Origin of the sequence: Streptomyces sp. NPDC090442 (assembly GCF_044769405.1) — a bacterium.
GTDB lineage: Bacteria > Actinomycetota > Actinomycetes > Streptomycetales > Streptomycetaceae > Streptomyces.
The window spans coordinates 1-25,581 of the sequence record NZ_JBIVXW010000025.1 but is presented as its reverse complement, the minus strand read 5'-3'; the positions used below and the strand labels follow the sequence as shown (position 1 = coordinate 25,581).

Genomic DNA, 25,581 nt, shown 5'->3' with positions numbered 1-25,581 from the left:
CGGGGCCGGGGCGCCCGGCCCCGCGGCGGACCGCGTACCCGATCGGGACGGCGGTCCGCCCGGTGGGCGGTCGGCTGCGGTGCGGGCGTGCGGCGGGGGTCACCAGGTGTCGACGGCGTCGATCAGCGCCACGTACGAGCCGACCTCCGGCAGCGTCAGCCAGCACTCCCACATCTGCCTGGTGGCACCGTCGCCCCACGGGTTTCCCAGACAGATCCGGCCGCGCGTCGGGTCCACGTCCTTGATGAAGTAGGCGTGGTTGGCGGCCAGTCGGCCGCCGGCGATCTCATCGCGGTCGCTGGTGCCGTAGGTGGCGGCGACGAGTGCCTGGCCGCGCGCCTTCCGGTCGGCCATCTCCCGGGCGAGCCAGGGCGAGGCGAGGTCCAGTCGCTGTACCTGGCGGCCGGTGAGCGTGGCGAGCGCGACGTCTACGGGGCCGCCCTGGGCGACGTCGGGGTAGTTGCCGAACAGTTGGGCCGCGGCCTTCTCGAAGTAGCCCGGCCAGGTCTCCGCGTAACGGGCGTCCGCGGTATGGCCCTTGGCGCCCCAGAGGCCGCCGTGACCGTACGGCAGGTCCGGCACCACGGTGAGGGCGACCGGGTTGCCCTGGTCGTAGAGGGTGACGGTCACGGTGCCGTTGGCCTCCAGGCAGAGGTGCCGCGGGGCGTACTGCGGGTTGGCCTGGAGCACGCCCTGCATGCTGGTCAGCAGCCAACAGGTGCCGAAGCGGCCCTGGTCCATGTCCTGCCAGGACATCGCCTCGGTCGCGGCCGAGACCCACTGCCAGTTCTCGGTGACATAGGCGCCGTCCACCTGCGCGAACGGGCCCTCCGGCAGGACCCAACCGTGGTCCGCGCAGTCACATCCGGCGTCGTAGACGGGTTGGCTGCACGGCATGCCGGCGCCGATCAGCATCGCGGCGTAGGGGCTGACCGAGCGGAGGAGCCAGGTGAAGAGCTCCTGCTGGCGCCGCCAGTCGTAGGCGGGCCGGCCGTGCTCGTCCTCGACGTGGGCGAGGGAGTCCCAACGGTCCAGGCCCTGGGTGCCGAACCGGCGGATGACCAGGTCGAGTTCGGTGGGTGGCAGCGGCACCAGCAGGTTGCCGACCTGGTCGAGCAGTGAACGGGCGCCGTGGCGCTGTTCGTCGGCGAACAGCGCGTTCCATGCCTGGCGGCCGATCTCGTCGGCGCGCTGGTGGTTGGGGGCGGGCCGGGCGGCTGCCAGGGCAACTCGACCACCGGGTGACCGCCCTGGACGTAATGGAGCCGGTCCCGGCCGACGCTGTCGCTGACCCCGTGCACCACGTCCACGGCGCTCATCAGCTCGCGACCGCCGGGAACGAACGGCGCGGCGAGGTCGGCGACCTGCCGCCAGTTGTTGCGGTGGTATCCCATGTGTACTCCCCCGTACGTCCGCCACCCGACCGACGAGCGTACGCGGCGGACCCGGCGGTTCGGTAGCCGGCCCTGGCGTGCGGCCGGCCGGCATCCGTGGCCGGCGGGACCACCGCGCGCGCTCACCGGCCTTCCCCGCAGGGCGGGGCCGGTCACCACTTCGGCGCACGGTCAGGCGAGTTGGCGGACGGCTTCCCGGCGGACGCGCCGTCCGGCCGCCGCGTGCGTCGGGGCGCCGGCGTCGGCGTCGGCGTCGGCGTCGGCGAGGCTCCCTTTACCTGCGCCGGCGCCGGTGTGAGGCTGGGTGACGATCCGGAGCGCCGGCCGACCCGAGGCGTGGTCCCGGCGGCGCGATCGGGGCAGCAGCGGGACGCGTCCGGCCCGCACGGCCTGACCAGCCGCCCTTGCAGGAGGAGTGCGCATGGCACTGCACCGTCTGATCTCCGTCACCATGGGGGTCCCGAACGTCGCCGAGACGGCCGCCTTCTACGCCGAGTTCGGCCTCTCCCCCGAGGGCGACGGCTGGTTCGCTACCCGGGACGCCGGCCGCCAGTTGCACATCGTGCCGGCGCCGACCCGCCGCCTCGTCGAGGTCCGGATCGGCGCGGACACCCCCGACGACCTGGCCGCGGCCGCCTCCCGGCTGCGCCGCCTGGGCATCGCCGGTCGCGCCGAGGGCGCCACCCTGACCGCCCACGACACGGCGACCGGTCTGCGGGCCGTCCTTGAGGTCACCGGACGACTGGCGCAGCCGCCCACACCGGCCACCGGCTACAACGGCCCCGGGCGCGACGAGCGCGTCGACACCCGCGCCCCCGCCGTGCGGCGCACCGGTCCGGTCCGGCCGCGCAAACTGGGCCATGCGGTCCTCGGCACCGCCGACTTCGACGGCACGACCGCGTTCTTCCGCGACGGGCTCGGCCTCAAGGCGTCGGACTACCTCGAAGACCGCGGGGCGTTCCTGCGCTGCTCCACCGACCACCACAACATCCTCGTGCTGGCCGCCCCGGTCACCTTCCTGCACCACACCTCCTGGCAGGTCGACGACCTCGACGAGGTCGGCCGGGGCGCCGCCGCACTGTTGGCGGACCATCCCGAACGGCATGTCTGGGGCATGGGCCGGCACTACGCCGGTTCCAACTTCTTCTGGTACCTCAAGGACCCGGCCGGCAACTTCAGCGAGTTCTACTCCGACATGGACTGCATCGTCGAGGACCAACTGTGGACGCCCGAAGTCCTGGAGGGGGCCAAGGGGTTGCTGACGTGGGGGCCGCCGCCCCCGCCGTCCTTCCTCGCCCCCGACGACCTCGCCGCCCTGATGACGGGAACGCACGGCCCGAAGGGCTGACTTGACGGTACGTCACGCCAGGCCGGCCACCCCACGGGGTGCCTGGTCGGGACACGCACCGGTTCAGAAGACCGGCTGTCCGATGCCCAGCATGTTCCCCTCGCTGTCGCGGAACCAGGCACCGCGCTCGCCCCGCGCCCCCTTGCTCGGGTAGTGCCCCTCGACCTCGGCGATGCCGTTCCGCGTCCGCCCGCCACCCAGCGTCCCGGGCAGCTCGACGTCCTCGAACACCACCCCGCGCCGCCTGAGTTCGGACACCACGCGGTCGATGTCGTCGACCTCCCAGCTCATCTGGGTGAAGGTGCCGGGGGACGCACCGGCCGAGCGGAACACGACGAACTCCGTCCCGCCGCAGCGGTAGAGCAGCCCACCGGGCCGCTCGTCGACGGGCTCCAGTCCGAGCCGCTCGGAGTAGAAGCGCCGCGCCCGCGCCAGATCCTGGGCCGGAAGCCTGGTCGCCACGCGCCCCTGGGCCAACGTCTGCCTGTCGTCTGCACTCATGCCACCACTGTGCCGCGGGCGGACGCCGAAGCGGCGCAGACACTCACCGTCACCCCGGCGGCTCCCCCGAACTCCTCGCCCGTCCGCACTCGTCGACTCGTCCCACACTCCCCGTCGCCCACGCCTCCTACTCCTCGCCCTCCCTGAACAGCAGGCGCAGGGCGACCGCCCGGTAGTGGCGGACGTGGCGCAGCGAGGCGTCGGCCGCCGCCTCGGTGTCGCGCGAGGCGATGGCCAGGGTCAGGGCGCGGTGCTCCTCGTGCAGGGCGACCGGGTCGTCGATCTGCTGGAAGAGCCAACGCAGCCGTCCCTCAAGGGACTCCAGTGTGGCGGCGAGCAACTCGTTGTCGGCGAGTTCCACGATCCGGTGGTGGTAGGCGAGGTTGGCCCGGTTGATGCGCTCGGCGCGGCCGGTCAGGGTGGCCAGGCGGGCGTCCTCCAGGAGGTGGGCGAGTTCGTCGAGCCCCTCCTGGGTTGCACGTTCGGCGGCGCGGCGGGTGGCGAGCACCTCCAGTGCCTCGCGCATGTCGAAGAGGTTCTCCACGTCGCGCCGGGACATCTCCTTGACGACGATGCGGCGCGGCGAAAGGGCCTCCAGCACGCCCTCGTTGAGCAGGATGCGGATCGCCTCGCGGACCGGGGCGCGGGAGACGCCGAAGTCCTCGGCCAGATCGCGCTCCACCAGCCGGTCGCCGGGCCGGAGCCGCCCGGTGGCGATCCGGTCGCGCAGCTCGTCCAGGACCTGATCGCGCAGCCACAACGAGTGGGTGGGAGCGGCCTCCGTCTTCCGCGCGCCCGATTCGGTCCGGTCCACGTTCCCTCCAGGTCTGCGACGCCTCCGCGTCTCGGAGGGGTCACGGTATACCAAACGCTTGACGTGGCCCGGGGACACCTCCATTCTTTGGTATACCAAACGCGGATCCGCTCCCACAGCGCGTGCAACTCCCCTGCCGACCAGGCGAATCGAGGCTTGGCATGAGTATGTTCACGGCCAGAAAGGCCGCCACCGGCACCGCACCGCACGGCTCCCGCCCCACCCGGACCCGCTGGACGATGTTCCTGCTCTGCTCGGGATCGTGGCCCTCAGCTACGTCGACCGCGGCCGCCTCCGGCATGGGCTCGTTGCTGGGCTTCCGGCTGCTGTTGGGCGCGGCCGAGTCCCCGGTGATGCCGGCCGGCGGCAAGCTCAACGCGCAGTGGCTGCCGGCCCGGGAACGCGGCCGGGGCGCGGTGCTGCTGGGCGGCGGCGCCCCGCTCGGCGCGGCCGTCGGCGGCATCACCCTCTCCACGCTCATTGCCTGGACCGGCAGTTGGCGGATCAGCTTCGTCGTCGTCGGCGCCGCCACCGTAGCGGTCGGCCTGTTCGCCGCCCGGTACATCCGCAACCACCCCGCCGGCCACCCCCGCGTCAACTGCGCCGAGGCCGAGTACATCGCGCGGGCGCACGCCGAGGAGGACACCGCCGCCCCCACCGACCGGCGCACGAGCCTGCTGCCGTATCTGCGACACCGGGCGTTCTGGGCGATGTGTCTGGGCTGGATGGGCTTCAACGGCGTCTTCTACGGGCTGCTCACCTGGGGCCCGCTGTACCTCGCGGAGACCAAGGGCTGCAAGATCCAGACCATCGGCTGGTCCACGTTGGTGATCTTCGGTGCCGGCTTCGTCGGGGAGCTCTGCGGCGGCTGACTGTCGGACCGTTGGCGGGCGCGCGGCGGACGCGTCAACACCGTGATGCGTGCCCTGATGGGCATCGCCGGCTGCGCCGTCGTCGCCGGGATGCTCGGCGTCGTCCTGGTCCCCGACGCGATGACCGCGCCCTCAACGCCCTCCCCTGACTCCAGCCCGCCCATCGCCCACCCAACTCACCCTTCCAGAGCGGCCGTTGACGCCGCCGCCGAAAGGACCCCACATGACCAAGGACATCAGGATCTGCCTGGGCGTCGACGTCGATGCCGTCGCCGGCTGGCTCGGCTCGTACGGCGGTGCGGACTCCCCCAACGACATCCAGCGCGGCGTCTTCGCCGGCGAGATCGGCATCCCCCGCATGCTCACGCTCTTCAGGCGCTATGACATCCGCACCAGTTGGTTCGTCCCCGGCCACTCGATAGAGACCTTCCCCGAGCAGACCCGGATGATCGTCGAGGCGGGCCACGAGGTCGGCGCGCACGGCTACTCGCACGAGAACCCGATCGCGATGACGCCCCGTCAGGAGGAGGACGTCCTGGCCAAGTGCGTCGAGTTGATCGAGGAGTACACCGGCCGCCGCCCGCGCGGCTATGTGGCGCCGTGGTGGGAGATGTCTCCGCACACCGCGGAACTCCTGCACAAGTACGGTTTCTCCTACGACCACAGCCAGAACTACCGGGACTTCACGCCCTTCTACGCCCGCGTCGGCGACCGCTGGACGAAGATCGACTACTCGCGGGACGCCAAAGACTGGATGAAGCCGCTGGTGCACGGCACCGAGGTCGACCTGGTGGAGTTCTGCGGCAACTGGTACGTGGACGACCTCCCACCGATGATGTTCAACAAGCACGCCCACAACAGCCACGGCTTCGTCAGCCCGCGCGAGTTGGAACAGACCTGGCGCGACCAGTTCGACTGGGTGCACCGCGAGCTCGACTACGCCGTCGTCCCCGTCACCCTCCACCCCGACGTCAGCGGGCGCCCGCAGGTCCTGCTCATGCTGGAACGGTTCATCGACTACGTCGGCGGCCACGACGGCGTCACCTTCTGCACCCTTGAGGACGCCGCCGACGACTTCCGCCGCCGCTTCCCGTTCGCCGGCACGGAACGCCCGGCCGACATGCGCTGAGCCGCGCCCCGACGACGGAGCGGAGGGGCCGGGCGACGGCGGTGCCGCCCACCGGAGTAATTGGCTCGCACCGGCCGGGCCCGGCCCCTACTCTGCCGGCCATGGCAAAGACACCCGTGCTCACCCCCCGGGCGGACGACTTCCCGCGCTGGTACCAGGACCTGGTCAACAAGGCCGAACTGGCCGAGAACGGGCCGGTGCGCGGCACCATGGTCATCCGACCGTACGGGTACGGCCTGTGGGAGCGGATGCAGCAGGAGTTGGACTCCCGGATCAAGGCTGCGGGCGCCTCCAACGCGTACTTCCCGCTCCTCATCCCCCAGTCGTATCTGACGAAGGAGGCCGAGCACGTCGAGGGCTTCGCTCCGGAGCTCGCCGTCGTCACGCACGGTGGCGGCAAGGAGCTGGAAGAGCCCGTCGTCGTCCGCCCCACCTCCGAGACGATCGTCAACGACTACTTCGCCAAGTGGGTGCAGAGCTACCGCGATCTGCCGCTGCTCATCAACCAGTGGGCGAACGTGGTGCGTTGGGAGCTGCGCCCGCGGGTGTTCCTCCGCACGACGGAGTTCCTGTGGCAGGAGGGCCACACCGCACACGCCACCCACGAGGACGCCCGGCGCTACGCCGCGCACATCCACCGGGACGTGTATGCCGACTTCATGACGCACGTCCTCGCCATGGACGTCCTGCCGGGACGCAAGACGGCCAGGGAGCGGTTCGCCGGCGCGATCAACACGCTCACCCTGGAAGGCATGATGGGCGACGGCAAGGCGCTGCAACTGGGCACCAGTCACGAGCTGGGCCAGAACTTCGCCAAGGCGTTCCACACCCGGTACCTGTCGCGGGACGGCCGGCAGGAGTATGTCTGGCAGACCTCCTGGGGCTCGACCACACGCATGATCGGCTCGTTGGTGATGATGCACGGCGACGACGACGGCCTGCGCATCCCGCCCCGCCTGGCGCCGATCCAGGCGGTGGTGGTCGCCGTCAAGGGCGACGACGCGGTGTTGGCCGAGGTCCGCGAGATCGGCCGCCGGTTGACCGCGGCCGGCGTCCGCGTCCATGTCGACGACCGCGCCGACCTGCCGTTCGGCCGGCGGGCGGTCGACTGGGAGCTCAAGGGCGTACCGGTACGGATCGAGGTCGGGCCCCGCGATGTGGCGAGCGGCACCGCCGTGCTGGTCCGCCGCATCGCGGGCAGCAAGGAGCCGACGGCGATCGAGGCGCTGCCCGGGCTGCTGCCCCAAGTCCTCGCGGACGACCAGGCGTTGCTGCTGGCCCAGTCACGCGAGCGGCGCGAGCGGCGCACCGTCGAGGTGTCGACACTCGCGGAGGCGGTGGCGGCCGCGAGCACCGGGTGGGCGCGCATCCCCTGGGCCGCGCTGGGCCCGGAGGGCGAGGCGGAACTGGCCGAGCAGGGGGTGTCCGTGCGGTGTCTGGTCGCCGCGGACGGGTCCGTCCCCGAACGCGACGACCAGCCGGGCAATGTCGCGGTGGTGGCGCGCGCCTACTGATCCACCCGATCCGCCCGGGGCGGATGCGGTCACCCCGTCCCCGGCGAGGCGTGCGCGAGGAGGGTCTCCGCAGCCGCCCGCGCATGCCGACCGTAATCCGCCTCGTTCAGCACCATGGCGCGACTGGCCGCCCCGTCCGCGAGGGTGACCAGTTGCTCGGCGAGCGCATCGGGTTCCTCGCAGCCCAACTCCGTTACCAGGGCCGCCACCAGACGCACCATCAGGAGCTTCTGTTCCCGGGCGTAGGCGTGGATCGGGCTCTCCGGGTCGGGGAACTCGGCCGCGGCATCGATGAACGGGCACCCGCGCGCCACGGCCGCGTCCGTGACGGGCGGATCGAAGAGCCGGAGGATCCGCTCCCGCGGATCGAGGCCCTCAAGGGTGAGCACGCCCGCCAACGTGCTCCCCGACTCGGCGAGCGCCCGCAGATGGGCGAGCACGAGATCGCTCTTGGTCCGGAAGTGAAGGTAGAGGGTGCGCTTGGAGACCGGCGCCTCCGCCGCGACCTGCTCCATGCCGGTCGCGGTGATCCCCTGCTCCGCGAACAACCGCGCGGCGGCGGTCAGGATGCGCTCCCGCGCCCCCTGACCCCGCCGTTGCGTCGTCGCCTTCTCCGCGCCTGCCTCCGCACCCATGCCCGAAGTATACGTCCGCGTTTACTTACGTCGCGATGGGCGGTTAGAGTCGCACCCACGACCAGCAGTAAACGATCCCGTTTACCGACGCCCCTCCCCGCCCTTCACGCCATCGAGGAGTGCTCCATGAGACCGTCCGGTCACACCCAACTGGCCAGCCATGCGGAGAAGTTGATCCGCGGGCGGCGCGCCGTACGCGCGTTCCGCCCGGACCCTGTGCCCCAGGAAACGCTGCGGACGGTCTTCTCGCTGGCCGGCGCCGCACCGTCCAACTCCAACACTCAGCCGTGGCGGGTGGAGGTGGTCAGCGGCGCGCCGCGCGCTCGCCTGGCGGATGCGCTTCAGGCCGCCCACGCCGCGCACCGCACCTCCGTCGACTTCCCGTACGACGACGCCGGGTACCTGCCGGTGCAGCGGGCACGACGCGGCGAGTTCGGCGGCCGGCTCTACGGCGCGCTGGGCATCGACCGCGACGACCACGCGGCGCGCGCGGCCTATGACGCCGAGAGCCTGGGGTTCTACGGCGCCCCGCACGTCGCCTTCCTCTTCGTCGCGGACCGCGCCGACGCGCGCCTGGCGGCAGACGTCGGCGGCTACCTCCAGACGCTGCTGCTGGCCATGACCGCGTACGGCGTGGACAGTTGCCCGCAGGGATTGCTGAGCTTCTACGCCGACACGGTGCGCGGCGAACTGGGCGTCAACGAGGGCAAGTTGCTCGTCGGGGTCTCCTTCGGCTACGCCGACGAGGCCGCTCCGGTGAACCGGATCTCCACCCCGCGCGCGGCACTGGAGACGACCACGACGTTCCATGACCGGTAGGAAGCGGTCAGGGTGCGGGGGGGGAAGTCGGCGCCGCCATGGGGATGGTGTGAGGTCTCAGGGGGTACCGATGGCGTGTTCGGTGAACTGGCCGCAGGGGTGGAACCCCAGGCGGCGGTATACCGGTTCGCCCTCCTCGGACGCCTGGAGCACCGCGATGCGGTGGCCCCGACTGCGGGCGGTGTGCAGGGCGGCGAGGGTGAGGGCCCCGCCGTAGCCGCGTCGGCGGTGGGCGGCCAGGGTGCAGATGTTGTAGATCCCGGCGACTTGGGCGTGCAGGAAGACCTCAGCCGAGCAGACCGGGCGGCCCGCCGCGTAGCCGACCAGATAGCGGGCCGGGCAGTCGGCGGCCAGGGCCCGTGGTGCGGCACGGGCGAAGAAGCGGCGGACGGTGGCCGCGGGCGGGTCCCAGTTGGCGGCCAGGACCGTGGCGAAGTCGGCGAGTTCGTCCGCCGTGGTCACCGGGCGGATCTCCAACCCGTCGGCCGCCGGCCGCGGTAGCGCGTCGGTCGGTTCGGCCCACATGGCCGTCTCGCGTTCGGCGGGCGGCAGGCCGGCGACCGCCAGGCGGTCGGCCAGGTCCTCGGGTGCGGAGGCGGGTCCCACCCACCAGGAAAAGCGGCGGCCGGTGGCGGCAACGGTCCGGAGGGTGCGGTCGATCCGTGCCTGGGCCTCGTCGGGGGTGAAGCGGGCCCCGGCGACGACGTTGAAGGTGTCGTCGTCGAGGCCGCTGTCGGCGACCAGGAGGTCGTCGGTCTCCGTGACGGTCGCACCGGCAGTCTCCCGGTGCAGATAGCAGGCGTGTTCGGCCAGGTTCCGCTCCATCCTGGCCAGGAGATCGCGGTGGTCGCTTCCGTCGCGGAACGGGTGCTGCATCGGTCGCATGGTGCGACATCCCATCACGCCCGCCGGCCGCCAGGCTCCTGGTTTTTCCGCCCGCCGACGGCAACGCGCCGGGCGTTCCGTTACGCCTACCGCGCCTGCCGCATCTCAACTACCCGGCCAGCAGGCGATGTTGGGATCATTCGATTCGCTCGGTGTGTGCCTGTAGGGCGTCGAGGAGCTGGGGCCAGAGTGCGCGCGGACGGTCGTGTCCCATGTCGGGGACCAGCATGAGCTTCGCTCCGGGCACCAGTTCCGCGGTGCGTTCGCCACCGCTCGGCGCGATCAGCGTGTCGTCCAGGCCGTGGATCACCAGGGTCGGCACCCGGAGCGCCCGGAGCGCCTCGGCGCGCGAGCCGTCGAGGATCATCGCCCCGAGTTGACGCCCGACCCCGGCCGGGTAGTACGCGCGGTCGTAGCTGGCGGCGGCCAACTCGCGGAGGAGCGCAGGATCGCCATAGCGCCTGGAGCACCACACCAGTTCGCGCTCCGCCGAGGCGATGTACCCCTCCCGGTCGCTCGGCCTCGGCCCCAGGAGCACCGCCTGGGACTCGGGGCTGGTCCCGCCGTACTCCGGTTCGCCGGTCGCGGACATCATGGACGTCAGGGTGAGCACCCGGGCCGGCTGGGTGAGGGCCATCCGTTGGGCGATCATTCCGCCCATCGAGGACCCGACCACATGCGCGCGGTCGATGCCGAGCGCGGTGAGCAGGTCCAGGCCGTCGGTGGCCATGTCCGTCAGCGTGTACGGCACCATCGCGCGGGCGGCGGTGAGGTCTCCCGAGCCCACGGCGGCAATGAACCGGCCCACGTCGACGGGGTCATCGTCGAACGTGGTGGACAGCCCGCAGTCACGGTTGTCGTAGCGGATCACATGGCGGCCGCGGTCGGCCAAGGCCCGGCAGAGGTCCTCGTGCCAGGCGATCAGCTGGGAGCCGAACCCCATCACGAGCAGGACAGTCGGGTCGGACGGGTCGCCGAACGTGTCGTAGGCGAGGGAGATTCCGGGTGAGACGTCAACGAGTGGCATGCCTGGATCCTCCCAGCTCCGGCCGCAGCCGGCGCCTGCCCCAGGCACTTCGCCCGCCTGCTCACCCACCGTGTTGCCCCTGCCCCCTACCCCCTACTTCACGGTCACGCCGTCGAACAGCACGTCGTCCTCCCACTGATCGGCGGGTTGCCGGGCGAGCCGTACGCACTGTTCGGCGATCCGGTCGGGGTCCAGCGGGGAGACCGGGCCGGCGACGGTGGCGAGGTGCACGCCCGTGGCCCGGATCGCCTGCGGCACGGTGGCCGACCGGCTCGCGCGGGCGGAGGCCCAGGCGCCACCGGCGACCCGTAGCCGGCGATCCGTCCCTCTCTGAGACACATGTCCCCTCGGGACATTACGGGTGTAGCGTGGACGGTATGGCGGCACTGCGGAATCCCGCCGACGCTGCCGACGCCCCCACGGAGGACCGCCGGCAGCACAGGGACCGCCGGCAACGCAAGGAGCGGCAGGCCCGTGAGTCCCTGGCCACCGCGGCACTGGAGCTGATCCTCGAACACGGCCTCGCCGGCACGACGGTGGAGGCGATCGCGGACCGCGCCGAGGTGACGCGCCGCACCTTCAGCCGGTACTTCGTCGGCAAGGAGGACGCCGCCCTCGACTTCGTCCGCGGCGACGGCGACCGGATCAACGCCCTGTTGCGCGCCCGCCCGGCCGACGAACCGCCGCTGCTGGCCTACCGCCGGGCGATCGGCGCCTGGCTCGCCGACGGGGAGAGCCCCGGTTGGCACCTCCAGCCGAGGACGCGGCGCCTGCTCGCGCTGGTCGACCGCGAGCCCGCGCTGTTCGCCGCGTACGCACGCATCCGGGTCGACGCGCACCAGGAGTCCGTCCGAATCCTCGCCGAGCGGCTCGGCACCGACGCGCGGGACGTGCGCCCGGTCGTGGTCGTCGAGACGGCCGCCGGCGTGCTCAGCGCCGCCCTGAGCGCCTGGGCGCACGCCGCCGACACGGCCGCCGGTGACCTCCCCCGCCTCGTGGAGCGCGCCTACGACGCCCTGGCCAGCGAGGCGGCGGCCGCCCATATGGCCAACTCCCCCTGAGGACCGGCACGTTCGGCCTCACGAACCCGCCCGCCTCTCCCTTCCCCGCGAGAAAGGCAGCCCGCATGAAAGCCCTCCAGTTCCGCACCGTCGGCGCGCCGCCCGAGGTGGTGCAGGTCCCCGACCCCGAGCCCGGCCCCGGTCAGGTCCTGCTCAAGGTCACCGCCGCCGGCGTGTGCCACTCCGACTTCACCGTGATGAACCGGCCCGCCGGGGGGGCTTCCCTTCGACCTGCCGCTCACGCTGGGCCACGAGGGCGTCGGGACGGTCGCCGCCGTCGGCGCGGGCGTGACGGCCGTGCAGGAGGGCGAGGCCGTCGCCGTGTACGGCGCGTGGGGCTGCGGCACCTGCGCCAAGTGTGCGGAGGGCAAGGAGAATTACTGCCTGCGCGCCGACACGCTCGGCATCCGTCCGCCGGGGCTCGGCGCGCCGGGCGCGATCGCGGAGTACCTGCTCGTGGACGATCCGCGGCATCTGGTGCCGCTCGACGGGCTCGACCCCGTCGCGGCGGTTCCGCTGACCGATGCGGGGCTCACGCCGTACCACGCGATCAAGCGCGCGCTGCCGAAGCTGGTGCCGGGGTCCACCGCGGTGGTCATCGGCGCCGGCGGCCTCGGGCACGTCGCGATCCAGTTGCTGCGCGCCCTGACCCCGGCCCGCGTCGTCGCGCTCGACGTGAACGACGAGAAGCTGCGACTGGCCCGCGAGGTCGGCGCGCACGAGGCCGTCCGGTCCGATGCCGGGGCCGCGGGCGCGGTGCGCGAACTCACCGGCGGGATCGGGGCGGAGGCGGTCTTCGACTTCGTCGGGGCGGCGCCCACCGTGACGACGGCCGGGGCGGTCGCCGCGGTCGAGGCGGACATCAGCATCGTCGGCATCGGCGGGGGCGCCCTGCCGGTCGGCTTCGGCCGCCTGCCCCACGACGCGTCGGTCAGCGCGCCCTACTGGGGCAGCCGCGGCGAGTTGCTGGAGGTGCTGGCACTGGCCCGCACCGGCGCGGTGTCCGTGCACACGGAGACGTTCCCACTGGACGAGGCACCGCTCGCCTACGAACGACTGCACGCCGGCACCATCAACGGCCGCGCGGTGATCCTGCCGAACGACTGACGGCGACGAAGCGGTCAACTTGCGCTCACCACAACGCCGTTGAGGGTCCGTCGACCTTCCCCACACGCTTCACATGGCTTCCTTCCGCGACGTCCGTGGCGCAGAATCCGAGCGGCGGCGAGCCGGCCGCCGAGCGGATGGATCGTCACATCAGCGGTACCGGGAGGCAGTTATGCGCATGGTTCGCGCCGTCATGTCCGTCGCTTTCGGTGTGGCACTGGTCGCCGCCGTGCCGGCGGGCGCCCCGGCCGCGGGGCGGACGGCAGCCACGACAACGGACGCGGCGGCGAACACGGCCACCGGGGCGGCTACTCCGTCGCAGGGCCGCGCGGCGGACTGGTCCGTGCCCACCGGCAGCATCACCGCGCCGGACGGCCGCACGCTCTTCACCGACCGGCACGGGCGCGTGCTGCGGTTACGGGGCCTCAACCTCGGCAAGACCGACACGGTGACGGAGGCACATCTGGCCCAACTGGCGCGGGACGGCTTCGGCCTGGTGCGGCTCAACATCGGGTGGGAGCGGGTCGAACCGCGTCGGGGGCGGTACGACGCCGGCTATCTGCGCTATCTGGGGCGGGTGTTGGGGTGGGCCGACCGCCATCGGGTGCTGGTGCTGATCGACTGGCACCAGGACGTCTTCGGGCCGGCGTTCGGGCACAACGGCATGCCGGCCTGGGCCACCCGCACCGACGGGCTGCCCTTCAAGCCCAACCCCGATGACTGGTTCTCGGAGTACTTCCAACCCGCCGTACAGGCCGCCTTCACCCACCTCTACGACGACCGCGATCTGCGCGCGGCCCAGGCCGCCGCGTACGTCAAGGTGGCGACGGTGCTGCGCGCGCACCGGTCCCTGCTGGGGTACGACCTGTTCAACGAGCCGTTCGGACCGGTTCCCGGGGATCCGACCGACCCCGACGACCAGATCGCCGCCTCCGCCGCCCTGGAGCGCGGCCGACTGGCCGACATGTACCGGCGGTTGGTCGGCGCCGTCCGCTCCGCCGACCCCGATGCCTGGCTCTTCGTCGAACCCACGGTCCTGGTCGGCCAGGGCGTTCCCACCAGCCTGCCCGGTTTCGCCGACCCGCGGCACGGCGCGGCCCGCCTGGGCTACGCCCCGCACTACTACGACACCGCCGTGGAGTCGGGTGCCGACTGGAACCCGTCGGGCCGCTTCATCGAGAACTACGAGGCCGCCATCGGCGGCTACCCCACCGCCCACCGGATGCCCGTGCTGGTCGGCGAATGGGGGCCACCGCAGGCCCACACCCCCGGTAACGCCGAGCTGATACGACGTCAAGTGAGCTCCATGGAAGGCTTTTCCACGGGCTGGGCGCTGTGGTACGACTGCCGCGCCGCGGATGGCGGCGGCTACTGCGCCTACGACGCCAACGGCCACCCCGCCCCCGGAAAGGAGCCGGCCTTCGCCCCGTACGCGCCGGCCGTGGCGGGCGTCCCGGGCACCGAGTCCTACAATCCGGCCAGCCGGACCTACGCCCTCACCCTGACCACCGACCGCACCACGCGCCGCGCCTGGACCCGCCTTTCGCTGCCGGCCAGCGTCTTTCCCCGCGGCGCCCGGATCACCGTCACCGGTGCCGGGTCGAGGGTGATCGTGCGGGCCGACGGTCCGGGGCATGTCGGGTTGTTGCTCCCAACGGCCCGACCGGGGACGGGGGTTCGAGTGGTGGCGACGGCTACCGCCGTGCGGAAATGAGGTTGACGCCTGGGGCGGGTGGCGATCGGATGGCGCTCCATGAGCGGAGCACAGATGCATCCCGGCATGTTTCCGATCGATGCCGGACTGGTACGGCGGTTGGTCGCCGGGCAGTTCCCGCAGTGGGCGGGGTTGGCGGTGCAGCGGATTCCGTCCGGGGGCACGGTCAATGCGATGTACCGGCTGGGCGACGGCATGGTCGTGCGGCTGCCGCTGGTGCGGGGCGGTGCCGGGGACGTGTTGCGGGAGCGGGAGTGGTTGCCGCGCCTGGCGCCCCTGCTGCCGGTGGCGGTCCCGGAGGTGTTGGGGGCCGGGGAGCCCGCGGCGGGGTATCCATGGCCGTGGTCGGTGTACCGGTGGCTGGCCGGGGAGGTTCCTCGGGCGGGGGCGTTGACCGAGCCCGCGGGGCTGGGCGAGGAGCTGGCCGCGTTCGTGACGGCGATGCGGAGCGTCGCCTTGCCCGGGGCGCCGACGGCCCACCGCGGCGGGCCGCTCGCCTCGCTCGATGCGTCGACCCGTGCGGCGATCGAGGAGCTTCGCGGGATCCCGCAGGAGGGCGTCGACTGCGATGCCGCGCTGGCGGTCTGGGACGAGGCGGTGCGCGCCCCGGACCGGGACGAGCCGCCGGTGTGGCTGCACGCCGATCTGATGCCGGGCAACCTGCTGGTGGACGGCGGCAGGCTGGCTTCGGTGATCGACTTCGGGTGCCTGGGAGTGGGCGATCCGGCCTGTGATCTGTTCCCTGCGTGGAATCTGCTGCCGGTGGGTGACGGCAGGGACACCTTCCGCGGTGCGCTGGGCGTGGACGACGCGACCTGGCTGCGCGGCCGGGCGCGGACCCTGTCCCAGGCACTGGTCGCGCTACCGTATTACCGGACGACCAACCCCGCGATGACACAGAACGCCCGGCACGTGATCCGGGAGGTGCTGGGATCGGGGTGACGCCTCGGGCCTCCACGCGGTCTGCCCGCCCACCCCGGCTCACAGGCGTGTGAGGCGCGCCACATCAACCGTGCCGGCGGCCCTCGCGTCTTGGTCGACAGCAGCAACCCCGCCAACCAGCGGTCCGCACGAACCGACACGAGTCAGCACGACAGAAAGCCCGGCAGCCATGCCCTCTCAGCCGCGTCGCACCTCCCACGGCACCGCCTACCTCGTGCTCGGTGGGCTCGTCGTGGCCTGCCTGATGATCGGCGGCGGGGTGTGGCTCAAGAACAACACCGAATGGCTCAAGCGGGTGCGCGGTGGGAATGCCTGGGCCCTGACGTACCAGGCCGGTGCCGTCGGCGGCGGTGGTCACGCCACCACCGTGCGCTACCGCTACAACCCGGACAGCTTCGAGCGCGCCCACCACATCGAGCGGCTCGGCCGCACTCCGCTGCCGTGGAGCGAGCACGTGCTGGTCAACACCGGGGAGTTGGCGTGGGTGGAGGTCGAGCCCGAGGGGGACACGGTCGCCACGTGTCGGATCCTGCTCGACGGCATCCGGGTCGTGGCCGAGGGCCGCTCCCCCTCCCCCGGCCGTCCCGCGGTCTGTCAGGTGACGACCAGCAGCACGCCGGAGAAGTGGCCCCGCTGAGTGCGGGCGCACCCGTGCGGACTCGATTCGACCGGACCTGATGCGGCTCGACCGGACTCGGTTCGACGCCGGCCTCCTTCGGAATCACGCGGCGTCGCCTAGAGTCGCCGGCATGGTTGAGCCTGACTATCTCGCCGCGGTCCGGGAGTCGTACGACAGCATTGCCGGTGCTTACGCCGAAGTGGTCAAGAAGCCGGTGGAGTTGGACCCGGTGTCCCGCGCGGTGCTCGGCGCGTTCGCCGAGTTCGTGCGGTCGGGCGAGCGTGGTCCGGTCGCGGATCTGGGGTGTGGGCCGGGTCATGTGACCGCGCATCTCGTGGGGTTGGGGGTGCCCGCGTTCGGTGTCGATCTGTCGGCGGGGATGGTCGAGTTGGCGCGGCGGGCCCATCCGGGCGTGGGGTTCGCCGTGGGGTCGATGACCGCGCTGCCGCTCCCGGACGACGGACTGGGCGGCCTCCTGGCGTACTACTCGACCCACCACACGCCGCCCGAGGCGCTACCGACGGTGTTCGCCGAGTTCCATCGCACCCTGGCGCCCGGCGGTCAGATGATGCTGGCCGGTCATGTGGGCAACCACGAGCGTCGTCGTCCGACGCATGCGTACGGCGGCCATCCGGTGTCCTACGAGTCCCATCGGCTGCCGTTGGAACGGATCGCGGAGCTGCTGGGTCGGGCCGGGTTCGTCGTCACCGCGCGGCTGGAGCAGACCGTCGGCGACGCGGGCGGCGGCGGTGGCGGGCGAAGGGTCGGTACGTGCCTGGCGCGGAAGCCGGAGCGGGGAGAGGGGGCCGGCCGGATGCCGGTCAGGCCGGTGTGACCGCCACCGGCAGCCTCTTGATGACGTTGGTGCCGCCGCCGGCGTCGGAGCGGACCCTGGGGCGATCGCCAAGGCGTGCGCCGGGTTCCGTGTCGAAACCCCAGGCTCCGGGCATGGACCCCATGTGACCGAAGAACTCTGTCTGTTGAGCGCGCTGGAGCAGGCCGCGGCCCTGCGGCGCGGGGACGTCAGCGCCCGGGAACTGCTCCGGGCCCACCTGGACCGGATCGAACGGCTCAACCCGGTGGTCAACGCGATCGTCACGTTGGTGCCGGACCGGGCCATGGCGGAGGCGAGGGCGGCCGACGAGCGACTGGCCCGCGGCGAGGAGGTCGGGCCGCTGCACGGGCTGCCGATGGCGCACAAGGACACCCACCTCACGGCCGGCATCCGCACCACCTTCGGCTCCCCGGCGCTGGCCGAGCACGTGCCGGACGACGACGACCTGGTGGTCGAACGACTGCGGGCGGCCGGCGCGATCACCCTCGGCAAGACCAACGTGCCGGAGTTCGGGGCAGGTTCACACACCTTCAACCCCGTTTTCGGGGCCACCCGCAACCCCTACGACCCGACGCGCTCCGCGGGCGGCAGCAGCGGGGGCGCGGCCGCGGCGCTGGCCTGCGGTCTCCAGTCCCTGGCCGACGGCAGCGACATGGGCGGCTCGCTGCGCAATCCGGCCGCGTTCTGCAACGTCGTCGGGCTGCGCCCCTCGCCGGGCCGGGTGCCGAGCTGGCCGGGCGAGGCGGCCTGGTCGACGATGACCGTGCAGGGGCCGATGGGGCGCACCGTGGCGGACACCGCGCTGGCCCTGTCGGTGCTGGCGGGCCCGGACGACCGCAGCCCGATCGCGCTGTCCGAGCCGGGCTCCTCGTTCGCCGGGCCGCTGTCGAGCGACCTCACCGGGCTGCGGGTCGCCTGGTCGCCGGACCTCGGCGGCGCGGTGCCGGTCGACCCCGAGGTGCGGGAGGCGGTGGCCGCCCAAGTGCCGGTGTTCGAGCGGCTCGGCTGCCTGGTCGCGGAGGACTGCCCGGACTTCGCCGGCGCGGAGGAGGTGTTCCGCACGCTGCGCGCCTGGCAGTTCGAGCGGGCGCTGGGCGGACTGGTGGACCGCAGCCCCGAACTGGTCAAGCCGGCGCTGCGGTGGAACGTGGCGTGCGGACGGCGGCTCTCCGGTCCGGACGTCGGAAGGGCCGAGGCGCTGCACACCGCGCTGTACCACCGGGTGCGGGAGTTCTTCGCGCGCTATGACGTGCTGCTGCTCCCGGTCAGCCAGGTCGCGCCGTTCGACGCGTCGGCGGAGTACCCGACGGAGATCGACGGGGTCGCGCAGGAGACCTATCTGGACTGGATGCGGTCCTGCTACTTCGTGAGCGCGGCCGGCAATCCCGCGCTGTCGGTGCCGGCCGGCTTCACCGCCGGCGGGCTGCCGGTGGGCCTGCAGATCGTCGGCCGTCACCGGGCCGACCTCCAGGTGCTGCGGGTCGGCCACGCCTACGAGCGGGCAACCGGGCACGGGGCCCGTAGGCCGGCGTTCGCCGCGCTGACGCGAGCGCAGACCGACTGACCGCACGCGGGACCGACCGGCACGATCCCGGCCCACGGTGACGGCCCGAGCCGCGGTTCCGGCACGCCGACGGGCGCCACACGACACCGCGCGGACTCCCCCACAGACACCGCCGGGACACCCCGCCCAGACACCGGCCCCGAACCCGGATTGCATGACCATGCGAGATGATGCATACTCTTCCCATGTCTAAGGTCCTCACCTCTCTCCCCGGCGGCGAGCGCGTCGGAATCGCCTTCTCGGGCGGCCTCGACACCTCGGTCGCCGTCGCGTGGATGCGCGACAAGGGCGCCATCCCGTGCACCTACACCGCCGACATCGGCCAGTACGACGAGCCCGACATCGCCTCGGTGCCCGGCCGCGCGAAGACCTACGGTGCCGAGATCGCGCGCCTGGTCGACTGCCGCGCGGCGCTGGTCGAGGAGGGTCTGGCGGCGCTCACCTGCGGGGCGTTCCACATCCGCTCGGGCGGCCGGGTGTACTTCAACACCACGCCGCTCGGCCGCGCGGTCACCGGCACGCTCCTGGTGCGGGCGATGCTTGAGGACAACGTGCAGATCTGGGGCGACGGCTCGACCTTCAAGGGCAACGACATCGAGCGGTTCTACCGCTACGGCCTGCTCGCCAACCCCAAGCTGCGGATCTACAAGCCCTGGCTCGACGCGGACTTCGTGACCGAGCTCGGCGGCCGCAAGGAAATGTCGGAGTGGCTGCTCGCCCACGACCTGCCCTACCGCGACAGCACGGAGAAGGCGTACTCCACCGACGCCAACATCTGGGGCGCCACCCACGAGGCCAAGACGCTGGAGCACCTGGACACCGGCGTGGAGACCGTCGAGCCGATCATGGGCGTGCGGTTCTGGGACCCCGCGGTCGAGATCCTCCCCGAGGACGTGACGATCGGCTTCGACCAGGGCCGCCCGGTGACGATCAACGGCAAGGAGTTCGCCTCCGCCGTCGACCTGGTCATGGAGGCCAACGCCATCGGCGGTCGGCACGGCATGGGCATGTCGGACCAGATCGAGAACCGGATCATCGAGGCCAAGAGCCGCGGTATCTACGAGGCGCCCGGCATGGCCCTGCTGCACGCGGCCTACGAGCGCCTGGTCAACGCGATCCACAACGAGGACACCCTCGCCCAGTACCACAACGAGGGGCGGCGCCTGGGTCGGCTGATGTACGAGGGCCGGTGGCTGGACCCGCAGGCCCTGATGGTCCGCGAGTCGCTCCAGCGCTGGGTCGGCGCGGCCGTCACCGGCGAGGTCACGCTGCGGCTGCGGCGCGGCGAGGACTACTCGATCCTCGACACGACCGGTCCCGCGTTCAGCTACCACCCGGACAAGCTGTCCATGGAGCGCACCGAGGACTCGGCGTTCGGCCCGGTGGACCGGATCGGCCAGCTCACCATGCGCAACCTCGACATCGCCGACTCGCGCGCCAAGTTGGAGCAGTACGCCGGCATCGGCCTGATCGGCACCGCCAACCCCGCCATCGGCGCCGCCCAGGCGGCCGCGACCGGGTTGATCGGCACCATGCCGGAGGGCGGCGCCCAGGCGATCGCCTCCCGTGGCGCGGCGTCCGACGCCGACGAGCTGCTGGACCGCGCCGCTATGGAGTCCGGGACGGACTGACCCACTTCCCGTTCCCCACGGGCCGGCTCGACACCGAGGGTGTCGGGCCGGCCCGTTGGCGTGTCCCGCTGTGGTGCCGGCGGCGTACCTCGGCGCCGGGTGGATCAGGCGGGCAGGTCCCGGACGAAGCCGGCGACCAACGTCGCCACCGCTTCCGGGGCCTCCAGGACCATGGCGTGACCGGCCTCGACCCGGGCGACGCTGATCGTCGACCGGACGCGGGCCAGTTCGGCCAGTTCCGCGGCGAGTCCGCGCGCGAAGCGTTCGGTCAGTTCGGCGAACCACCCCGCCACCGGCGTCGGCCCGTGCGGCCGGCCGGCCCGCACCAGCAGCAGCGGGCGGGTCACCCCCGCCAGCCAGGCCGTGACGCCGAGCGCGCCGAGCCGGTCCAGCTCGTCGAACATCTGCTGTGCCGCCGGCCGTTCGGGCAGCGTCTGCCAACCGCCGCCGGGCATCGGTCGCGCTGCCGCACGGGCGGCGGCCTCCGCACGGTCCGCGGGAATCCCGTACCGGGCGGCGTGGGCGACCTCGTCCGCGAGGTACTCGGGCGGGGCGACGACCCCGGTGGCCGCCCGGAGCAGTTCCCCGACCCGTTCGGCGCCGGGGTACTCGCCGGGCCGGCCCCACCAGAAGCCGTCCAGGTTCACGGCGGCGCGGACAACGTCGTCATGGGCCCGCGCGTACTCGACCGCGACCAGCCCGCCGAGCGAGGTCCCCACCATGACCGGCGCCGAGACGCCGTGCGCCGCCAGGGTCTCGGCGATGCTGTGCACCACGGCGGGCATCGTCCACGGGGAGACCTCGGGGGAACGGCCGTGCCCGGGAAGGTCGAGGGCGAGGACCCGGTGCCCCGCGGTGAGCTCCGCGGCGACGGCGTCCCAGTCCGCGTGCGACCGGCCCGCACCGTGCAACAGCACCAACTCCGGGCCGTCGCCCCCGTGATCACGAACGTGCAGCAGCGTCATGGGCCCACGGTAGGGGAACGCATGGGCCCCGAGGGGCCGAAGTGCGCGATGAGTCCGGCGGCCTTCGGCACGGGTAATGAATCGCGCCGTGCGGATTAAAGGCGGAATCAGGTCGGTAAAGGGTTTCCCCGCATCCGGTGAGAAATTCCTTGAAAAGGCCGACTGCGGCGTAGGGGCCCGCGAACATGCCGAAGACTTCTGCGCATGGCTACCACGATCCTCGACAGAACCGTCCCCACCGGCGGCACCGACCGCCGCGCGCCCTGGCGATCACCGGTGGGTCAGCCTGCGTACGCGCGCCCGGCACTCCTGGTCATCGCCGTGCTTGCCGCCGTGCTCTACGCGTGGGGGATCAACCACAGCCATTACCACACCTTCTACGCCAACGCCGCGCGCAGTATGACGGAGAGCTGGCGGGCGTTCTTCTACGGTTCCTTCGACCCGGGCAATTCCATCACCCTCGATAAACTCCCGGGATTCCTCTGGCCGCAGGCCCTTTCGGCCCGGATATTCGGCTTCCACCCCTGGGCGGTGACGCTCCCTCAGGTGTTGGAGGGGGTGGCGAGCCTGCTGGTGCTGTATCGGGTGGTGCGCCAATGGGCCGGCGAGAAGGCGGCGCTGCTCGCGGCCGTCGCGTTCCTGTTGACGCCCGTGGCGGTGGGGCTGTTCCGCACCTCCGTCGAGGACCCGCTGTTCACGCTGTGCGTGCTGCTCGCCGCCGAAGCCACCCAACGGGCCGCGGAATCCGGCCGGTTGCGCCCCCTGGTGCTGGCCGGCGTCTGGGTCGGCATCGGCTTCCAGTCGAAGATGTTGGAGGCGTGGGCGGTCCTGCCCGCACTCGCCGTGGTGTACCTGCTCTCGGCGCCGGTCCCGTTGCGCAGGCGACTGGCGCGGCTGGGGATCTCCACGGTGGTGATGTGCGCCGTCTCGGCCTCGTGGATGGTGGTCGTCGCCCTCACCCCGGCCAAGGACCGTCCCTACGTCGACGGCACCACCAACAACTCCGCGTTCAGCATGGTGGTCGGCTACAACTTCCTCAACCGCTTCTCGTCGCTGGGCATCAGCGCCGCCTCCACCGGCAGCATCAGCGCGACCCGGGGCGGGGGCGGCCATCACGGGGGTCATGACCAGGGCCATGGCGACGGTCCCACCGGGAGCCACGGCAGGGGGAAGGGGCAGGGGCACGGTGATGGCGCGGCGTCGTCCGCCGCCGCGACGCCCGGCACCGCCCAACTGCCCGGTGCGGCCCATCACTTCGGAGCCAACGGACACAGCAGCACCGGCGGCCACAACGGCTTCGGGGGCGGCCGGAGCCAGGACGGTTGGTCGAAGATGTTCGGCCCCTCGCTGGCGTCACAGACCGGCTGGCTCTACCCGTTCGCCGCCGTCGCCCTCGTCTGCGGCCTCCTCTGGCGCCGCGGCCGGCCGCGCACGGACCGCCTCCGGGCCGGCCTCGTCCTCTGGGGCACCTGGCTGGTCACGTACTTCCTGGTCTTCAGCGCGGGCAGCGTCGGCGGGCACACGTACTACATGGGCGTGATCGCGGTGCCGCTCGCCGCGCTGACCGGCGGCGGCCTGACGACGCTGTGGCGGGCGTACCGGACCGGTGGGCGGCGCGCCTGGGCGCTGCCCGGCGCGGTCGCCGCGACGGCGGCGTGGGGCGCGTACCTCGCCGGCGAATTCCCGTCGTTCCTGCCGTGGTTGGCGCCGGCGGTGGGCGCGTTGGGGCTGGCCGCCGTCGTCCTGCTGGCCCTCGCCCGGCCCGGCGACCCCCGGCGCGGCGGGCGACTGGCCCTGGCCGGGATCGGTGTGTCGCTCGCCGCGGTGCTGCTCGCGCCGAGTGCCTGGGCGGTGCAGGTCTTCAACCCGGCGTACGGCTCCTCCGGGATGGGCGCGGTCGGCCCGTCCGGCACGGACGGCGGCGGCCACGGGACGGGGAAGTCGTCGCGCGGTGGGCACCCGAAGGGCGGGTTCGGCGAGTCCGACGGTCAACTCACCGCGGAACAGCGCACGTTGCTCGCGTACACCACCGCCCACCAGGGCTCGGCCGAGTACGCCTTCGCCACCAACGGCTGGAGCAGCGCGTCCCCGTACATCCTCGCCGCGGGCGCCCATGTCCTCGCCCTGGGCGGCTTCAGCGGCCAGGTCCCGTTCCCCACCGAGGCCGGCTTCCGGCAACTGGTCAACGCGGGCCAGGTCCGCTACGTCCTGCTGGGCCAAGGTCGCGGCACGGGCGCGATGTTCGGCGGCGGGAGCGGCAACGGCACGACGCCGACCGGCCGGATCACCGCCTGGGTACGGTCCGACTGCACCCGCGTCCCGGCCTCGGCGTACGGGGGCGCGCAGGCACCGTCGGCCACCCTTGCCCGAGAGGGCGGCGGCGCCCAGACGCTCTACCGGTGCGCCCCGGTTCGTTAGGGCGCCTGTGACAGGCAACCGCCCCCGCCCGTGCGTTCACGGGCGGGGGCGGTGTCGCGTTGTCCGCGGTGGGACAACCGGGTCGGTCAGGTGTGGGCGGACGCGGTCGGGGTGTGGACGCGCTCGGCGAGCCAGGGCAGCGCGTCGGAGAAGGCGGCGGAGGCCAACTGCCAGGTGTGGCCGCCGGGTTGGGCGTGCAGGGTGCAGGAGATGCCCTTCTTGGCGGCGGCTGCGCAGAGCTTCTGCGCGTCGGCCGTCTGGTTGCCCATGCCGTCGCCGGGGATGTCGCGCCCGCCGAAGCCCACCGGGCCCGGGCGGGTCATGCTGCCGCCGTGACCGTGCGGGTGCCCTTGGTGGCCGCCCTGCCGCCCACCGTTGCCGCCATGCCCACCCGGGCCGTTGCCACCCCAGCCGCCCCGTCCGCCGGGACCGCCGGAGCTGCTGTTGTCGAACCAGCCGGCGGTGCCGACGTAGCGCGGGTGGTGCGCCAGCACGGTCAGCGGGTCGAACCGCGCCCAGGCCGCCGTACTGCCGCCGTACAGCTCCTTGATGGTCAGTTGCTTGGTGCCGACGATGGGGCCCTCGTCCCCCGCGATGTCCTCGAAGCTGCCGAACAGCTCCGGGTGCAGGACCGCGAGATCGACCGCGCAGGTACCGCCCATGGAGAAGCCGACGACGCCCCAGTCGGCCGCGGCGGGCGAGGCCCCGAAGTGCGAGACGACATAGGGCCGGACGTCCTTGGTGAGGTGGTCGGCCGCGTTGCCGCGCGGGCCGTTGACGCACTCGGTGTCGTTGTTGAAGCTGCCCCCGGAGTCGGCGAACACCAGGATGGGTGCCTGGCCGCGGTGGGCCTTGGCGTAGGAGTCGATGGTGGAGATCGCGCCCCCGGTGCGGATCCAGTCGGCGGGCGTGTTGAACTCACCGCCGACCATCATCAGCACCGGCAGGCGCGGATGGTGCGCCCCCTCGAACCAGGCGGGCGGCAGGTACACGTACTCCTCGCGGTGCGTGAAGTGACTGGCGGTGTCGGGGACGTTGACCCCCACCACGCGACCGGTGGTCATCGTGCCGCCCTTGTTCTGCAGGGCGCTCAACTGTGACGCGTCGACCTGGTCGGGCAGCGGTCCGGCGCTGATCTGCGACCACGCCTCCTGCACGGTCGGGAAGTAGCCCACCCACTGGTTCAGCACCAGTCCCGTGCACAGCAGGCCCATCGGGATCACCGGCACCGACAACAGGCGACGCCACCACCGTGCGCTGCGCCAACCCAACACGGCGACGGCCAGCGCCGCCGCGGTGACCCCGATCCACACCCACAGCGAGGCGGGCGCCGGGTCGGTGGCGAGCGCGTTGGCGTTCACGTACCACATGGCCAGGAGGGCGGCGAGGAGTCCGACGGCGGCGGCGACGGGCAACCAGACCAGTCGCCAACGCCGGGTGCGCCAACCGATGACGAGGACGAGCAGTACGCCGGCGACGATCTGGAGCGTCAGCGGCAGCCAGCCGTCCAGGAGCGAGATGCCGGAGTGCCAGGCAGGTGTGGGCACGTTTCCGTGCGGGGGAGCAGAGAGGTACACGAACAAGCAGCGTGCCGCTGATCGACGAGCGCCCACAATATGCTCCGAATGAGGAAGCGGTGAGAATTCCCTTAAGGGGTCGCCCAGGGCCGGTCGCCAGTGTCGGCCGAAGGCCCTAGGAGTTGTCTTCAAATGTCACGCCCACATCAGGAGCGCTGCGAGGGTGATGGCTGCTTGGTAGGACTCGGCTGTCTTGTCGTAGCGGGTGGC

At 72.4% G+C, this 25,581-nt stretch carries 23 protein-coding genes and 1 pseudogene; 14 read left to right on the top strand and 10 right to left on the bottom strand.

The features are described 5' to 3' along the window. Nucleotides 1–99: 99 nt before the first annotated feature. Together ACIQU6_RS18925 and ACIQU6_RS18920 are read right to left on the bottom strand one after the other, a co-directional pair. A complete protein-coding gene (locus ACIQU6_RS18925) occupies nt 100–1,092 on the bottom strand; it encodes a C2 family cysteine protease (RefSeq protein WP_403482766.1) in 993 nt (330 codons plus the stop codon). A gap of 473 nt (nt 1,093–1,565) precedes the next feature. Then, the gene (locus ACIQU6_RS18920; RefSeq protein WP_403482765.1) at nt 1,566–1,817 is read right to left on the bottom strand and encodes a hypothetical protein; all 252 of its coding nucleotides are present in this window, start codon (nt 1,815–1,817) and stop codon (nt 1,566–1,568) included. Here ACIQU6_RS18920 and ACIQU6_RS18915 point away from each other — a divergent pair. Further along, a complete protein-coding gene (locus tag ACIQU6_RS18915) occupies nt 1,816–2,742 on the top strand; it encodes a VOC family protein (RefSeq protein ID WP_403482764.1) in 927 nt (308 codons plus the stop codon). The two genes, ACIQU6_RS18920 and ACIQU6_RS18915, sit on opposite strands and share 2 nt — an antisense overlap. A gap of 63 nt (nt 2,743–2,805) precedes the next feature. Here ACIQU6_RS18915 and ACIQU6_RS18910 read toward each other — a convergent pair whose 3' ends face one another. Both ACIQU6_RS18910 and ACIQU6_RS18905 read right to left on the bottom strand, forming a co-directional pair. Continuing rightward, on the bottom strand, nt 2,806–3,243 hold the full coding sequence (locus tag ACIQU6_RS18910) for a VOC family protein (RefSeq protein WP_403482763.1): 438 nt from the start codon (nt 3,241–3,243) through the stop codon (nt 2,806–2,808). A gap of 127 nt (nt 3,244–3,370) precedes the next feature. Continuing rightward, the gene (locus ACIQU6_RS18905; protein ID WP_403482762.1) at nt 3,371–4,057 is read right to left on the bottom strand and encodes a GntR family transcriptional regulator; all 687 of its coding nucleotides are present in this window, start codon (nt 4,055–4,057) and stop codon (nt 3,371–3,373) included. A 161-nt stretch (nt 4,058–4,218) separates the two neighbouring features. On the opposite strand from ACIQU6_RS18905, the gene ACIQU6_RS18900 reads away from it, so the two are divergent. The 3 genes from ACIQU6_RS18900 to proS all read left to right on the top strand — a co-directional run bounded on the left by ACIQU6_RS18900 (nt 4,219) and on the right by proS (nt 7,572). Further along, complete coding sequence (locus ACIQU6_RS18900; RefSeq protein ID WP_403482761.1) at nt 4,219–4,929, top strand: MFS transporter; 711 nt, start codon at nt 4,219–4,221, stop codon at nt 4,927–4,929. Between the two features lie 223 nt (nt 4,930–5,152). Then, nucleotides 5,153–6,058, top strand: a complete 906-nt coding sequence (locus ACIQU6_RS18895) for a polysaccharide deacetylase (RefSeq protein WP_403482760.1) — start codon at nt 5,153–5,155, stop codon at nt 6,056–6,058. 101 nt (nt 6,059–6,159) lie between these two features. Continuing rightward, nucleotides 6,160–7,572, top strand: coding sequence for a proline--tRNA ligase (proS, locus tag ACIQU6_RS18890; RefSeq protein ID WP_403482759.1), 1,413 nt, complete (start codon nt 6,160–6,162; stop codon nt 7,570–7,572). A 29-nt stretch (nt 7,573–7,601) separates the two neighbouring features. Here the strand turns inward: proS and ACIQU6_RS18885 are convergent, their stop codons facing one another. Beyond that, on the bottom strand, nt 7,602–8,207 hold the full coding sequence (locus ACIQU6_RS18885; RefSeq protein WP_403482758.1) for a TetR/AcrR family transcriptional regulator: 606 nt from the start codon (nt 8,205–8,207) through the stop codon (nt 7,602–7,604). A gap of 126 nt (nt 8,208–8,333) precedes the next feature. On the opposite strand from ACIQU6_RS18885, the gene ACIQU6_RS18880 reads away from it, so the two are divergent. Next, the gene (locus ACIQU6_RS18880; protein WP_403482757.1) at nt 8,334–9,026 is read left to right on the top strand and encodes a nitroreductase; all 693 of its coding nucleotides are present in this window, start codon (nt 8,334–8,336) and stop codon (nt 9,024–9,026) included. A gap of 57 nt (nt 9,027–9,083) precedes the next feature. On the opposite strand, the gene ACIQU6_RS18875 is transcribed toward ACIQU6_RS18880, so the two are convergent. The 3 genes from ACIQU6_RS18875 to ACIQU6_RS18865 form a co-directional block, all read right to left on the bottom strand. Continuing rightward, complete coding sequence (locus ACIQU6_RS18875; protein WP_403482848.1) at nt 9,084–9,851, bottom strand: GNAT family N-acetyltransferase; 768 nt, start codon at nt 9,849–9,851, stop codon at nt 9,084–9,086. A 196-nt stretch (nt 9,852–10,047) separates the two neighbouring features. After that, nucleotides 10,048–10,938, bottom strand: a complete 891-nt coding sequence (locus ACIQU6_RS18870) for an alpha/beta fold hydrolase (protein ID WP_403482756.1) — start codon at nt 10,936–10,938, stop codon at nt 10,048–10,050. A gap of 93 nt (nt 10,939–11,031) precedes the next feature. Next, entirely contained in the window at nt 11,032–11,277 is a 246-nt protein-coding gene (locus ACIQU6_RS18865) for a hypothetical protein (RefSeq protein ID WP_403482755.1), read from the bottom strand. Between the two features lie 38 nt (nt 11,278–11,315). Here ACIQU6_RS18865 and ACIQU6_RS18860 point away from each other — a divergent pair, with 38 nt between their 5' ends. The 8 genes and pseudogenes from ACIQU6_RS18860 (at nt 11,316) to argG (ending at nt 20,411) form a co-directional block, all read left to right on the top strand. Beyond that, nucleotides 11,316–11,999, top strand: a complete 684-nt coding sequence (locus ACIQU6_RS18860; protein ID WP_403482754.1) for a TetR family transcriptional regulator — start codon at nt 11,316–11,318, stop codon at nt 11,997–11,999. Nucleotides 12,000–12,064: 65 nt separating this feature from the next. Continuing rightward, nucleotides 12,065–13,106, top strand: a pseudogene (locus ACIQU6_RS18855) (NAD(P)-dependent alcohol dehydrogenase). 193 nt (nt 13,107–13,299) lie between these two features. Then, nucleotides 13,300–14,820, top strand: a complete 1,521-nt coding sequence (locus ACIQU6_RS18850) for a glycoside hydrolase family 5 protein (protein WP_403482753.1) — start codon at nt 13,300–13,302, stop codon at nt 14,818–14,820. Between the two features lie 39 nt (nt 14,821–14,859). Further along, entirely contained in the window at nt 14,860–15,762 is a 903-nt protein-coding gene (locus ACIQU6_RS18845) for an aminoglycoside phosphotransferase family protein (RefSeq protein ID WP_403482752.1), read from the top strand. 169 nt (nt 15,763–15,931) lie between these two features. Further along, complete coding sequence (locus ACIQU6_RS18840) at nt 15,932–16,399, top strand: hypothetical protein (protein ID WP_403482751.1); 468 nt, start codon at nt 15,932–15,934, stop codon at nt 16,397–16,399. Between the two features lie 112 nt (nt 16,400–16,511). Beyond that, the gene (locus ACIQU6_RS18835) at nt 16,512–17,216 is read left to right on the top strand and encodes a class I SAM-dependent methyltransferase (RefSeq protein WP_403482750.1); all 705 of its coding nucleotides are present in this window, start codon (nt 16,512–16,514) and stop codon (nt 17,214–17,216) included. A 124-nt stretch (nt 17,217–17,340) separates the two neighbouring features. After that, the gene (locus ACIQU6_RS18830) at nt 17,341–18,780 is read left to right on the top strand and encodes an amidase (RefSeq protein ID WP_403482749.1); all 1,440 of its coding nucleotides are present in this window, start codon (nt 17,341–17,343) and stop codon (nt 18,778–18,780) included. 185 nt (nt 18,781–18,965) lie between these two features. Next, nucleotides 18,966–20,411: an argininosuccinate synthase gene (gene argG / locus ACIQU6_RS18825; RefSeq protein WP_403482748.1), complete on the top strand. Its 1,446-nt coding sequence runs from the start codon at nt 18,966–18,968 to the stop codon at nt 20,409–20,411. 104 nt (nt 20,412–20,515) lie between these two features. On the opposite strand, the gene ACIQU6_RS18820 is transcribed toward argG, so the two are convergent. Next, complete coding sequence (locus ACIQU6_RS18820) at nt 20,516–21,376, bottom strand: alpha/beta fold hydrolase (protein WP_403482747.1); 861 nt, start codon at nt 21,374–21,376, stop codon at nt 20,516–20,518. A 204-nt stretch (nt 21,377–21,580) separates the two neighbouring features. Here ACIQU6_RS18820 and ACIQU6_RS18815 point away from each other — a divergent pair, with 204 nt between their 5' ends. Next, nucleotides 21,581–23,794, top strand: a complete 2,214-nt coding sequence (locus tag ACIQU6_RS18815) for an ArnT family glycosyltransferase (RefSeq protein ID WP_403482746.1) — start codon at nt 21,581–21,583, stop codon at nt 23,792–23,794. An 86-nt stretch (nt 23,795–23,880) separates the two neighbouring features. Here ACIQU6_RS18815 and ACIQU6_RS18810 read toward each other — a convergent pair whose 3' ends face one another. Continuing rightward, nucleotides 23,881–25,341 (bottom strand): alpha/beta hydrolase, encoded by a 1,461-nt coding sequence (locus ACIQU6_RS18810; RefSeq protein ID WP_403482745.1) that lies wholly within the window; start codon nt 25,339–25,341, stop codon nt 23,881–23,883. Nucleotides 25,342–25,581: the final 240 nt, after the last annotated feature.

Excerpts from the sequence above, each read along its gene's own strand:
- ACIQU6_RS18915 (WP_403482764.1), top strand. The coding sequence starts at position 1,816 with ATGGCACTGCACCGTCTGATCTCCGTCACCATGGGGGTCCCGAACGTC.
- ACIQU6_RS18920 (WP_403482765.1), bottom strand. The coding sequence starts at position 1,817 with ATGCGCACTCCTCCTGCAAGGGCGGCTGGTCAGGCCGTGCGGGCCGGA.
- ACIQU6_RS18910 (WP_403482763.1), bottom strand. The coding sequence starts at position 3,243 with ATGAGTGCAGACGACAGGCAGACGTTGGCCCAGGGGCGCGTGGCGACC.
- ACIQU6_RS18900 (WP_403482761.1), top strand. The coding sequence starts at position 4,219 with ATGAGTATGTTCACGGCCAGAAAGGCCGCCACCGGCACCGCACCGCAC.
- ACIQU6_RS18895 (WP_403482760.1), top strand. The coding sequence starts at position 5,153 with ATGACCAAGGACATCAGGATCTGCCTGGGCGTCGACGTCGATGCCGTC.
- proS (WP_403482759.1), top strand. The coding sequence starts at position 6,160 with ATGGCAAAGACACCCGTGCTCACCCCCCGGGCGGACGACTTCCCGCGC.
- ACIQU6_RS18885 (WP_403482758.1), bottom strand. The coding sequence starts at position 8,207 with ATGGGTGCGGAGGCAGGCGCGGAGAAGGCGACGACGCAACGGCGGGGT.
- ACIQU6_RS18880 (WP_403482757.1), top strand. The coding sequence starts at position 8,334 with ATGAGACCGTCCGGTCACACCCAACTGGCCAGCCATGCGGAGAAGTTG.
- ACIQU6_RS18875 (WP_403482848.1), bottom strand. The coding sequence starts at position 9,851 with ATGGAGCGGAACCTGGCCGAACACGCCTGCTATCTGCACCGGGAGACT.
- ACIQU6_RS18870 (WP_403482756.1), bottom strand. The coding sequence starts at position 10,938 with ATGCCACTCGTTGACGTCTCACCCGGAATCTCCCTCGCCTACGACACG.
- ACIQU6_RS18860 (WP_403482754.1), top strand. The coding sequence starts at position 11,316 with ATGGCGGCACTGCGGAATCCCGCCGACGCTGCCGACGCCCCCACGGAG.
- ACIQU6_RS18850 (WP_403482753.1), top strand. The coding sequence starts at position 13,300 with ATGTCCGTCGCTTTCGGTGTGGCACTGGTCGCCGCCGTGCCGGCGGGC.
- ACIQU6_RS18845 (WP_403482752.1), top strand. The coding sequence starts at position 14,860 with ATGAGCGGAGCACAGATGCATCCCGGCATGTTTCCGATCGATGCCGGA.
- ACIQU6_RS18840 (WP_403482751.1), top strand. The coding sequence starts at position 15,932 with ATGCCCTCTCAGCCGCGTCGCACCTCCCACGGCACCGCCTACCTCGTG.
- ACIQU6_RS18835 (WP_403482750.1), top strand. The coding sequence starts at position 16,512 with ATGGTTGAGCCTGACTATCTCGCCGCGGTCCGGGAGTCGTACGACAGC.
- argG (WP_403482748.1), top strand. The coding sequence starts at position 18,966 with ATGTCTAAGGTCCTCACCTCTCTCCCCGGCGGCGAGCGCGTCGGAATC.
- ACIQU6_RS18820 (WP_403482747.1), bottom strand. The coding sequence starts at position 21,376 with ATGACGCTGCTGCACGTTCGTGATCACGGGGGCGACGGCCCGGAGTTG.
- ACIQU6_RS18815 (WP_403482746.1), top strand. The coding sequence starts at position 21,581 with ATGGCTACCACGATCCTCGACAGAACCGTCCCCACCGGCGGCACCGAC.